This window comes from Pseudomonas sp. FIP_A4 (assembly GCF_036701605.1).
Classification (GTDB): Bacteria; Pseudomonadota; Gammaproteobacteria; order Pseudomonadales; family Pseudomonadaceae; genus Stutzerimonas; species Stutzerimonas phenolilytica.
This window is the reverse complement of sequence record NZ_JAYDXP010000061.1, coordinates 1-496: the sequence shown is the minus strand read 5'-3', so window position 1 is coordinate 496 and position 496 is coordinate 1. Positions and strand designations below refer to the sequence as shown.

At 69.6% G+C, this 496-nt stretch carries 2 pseudogenes; both read left to right on the top strand.

Annotation, left to right across the window (positions count from 1 at the left end):
* Positions 1–137, top strand: a pseudogene (locus U8L64_RS00495) (TAXI family TRAP transporter solute-binding subunit); the annotation flags it as partial.
* A gap of 122 nt (positions 138–259) precedes the next feature.
* A pseudogene (locus U8L64_RS00490) lies at positions 260–355 on the top strand (hypothetical protein); the annotation flags it as partial.
* Between the last annotated feature and the right edge of the window lie 141 nt (positions 356–496).

The following is a 496-nucleotide window of genomic DNA, read 5'->3' as shown; positions in this document are numbered from 1 at the left end:
AGGCCTCGGTGGAAAACCTCAACCTGCTGCAGGCCGGGCGCGGCGAACGGGCGTTCGCCCGCGGTGATTCGGTGGACGATGCCAGGAACGGCGTCGAGGATGCCGGCTTCAAGGCGCCGCGCCAGCGCCTGGGGGCGGAGTTCCTTGGGGGGCTGGCCGGTGCGTTTGGCTTTGTCGTCGTGCAGTGGTTCTACCACCGCGGGAATGTCGCCGCTGCGCTCGCGCTGCGGCGGCACCCGCAGCGCCAGCACATTGAGGCGCCGCCGTGTTCCCGGGCGCCCAGGGCGGCCCGCTGATGCACGTGATCGCCGCCAAGGCGGTGTGTTTCAAGGAGGCGCTGGAGCCGGGCTTTCGCGCCAGCCGTTCCGGCTGTCCGTGCGCACCTGCATGCCGGACAGCCAGGCCAGTCCCCCGAAAATGCCCGCTTCGTCAGTTGCGGGCATTTTTCGTTCAAGCCCGGCAGAACCCGGCCGATGTGACGGGTAGCGCAAGCATC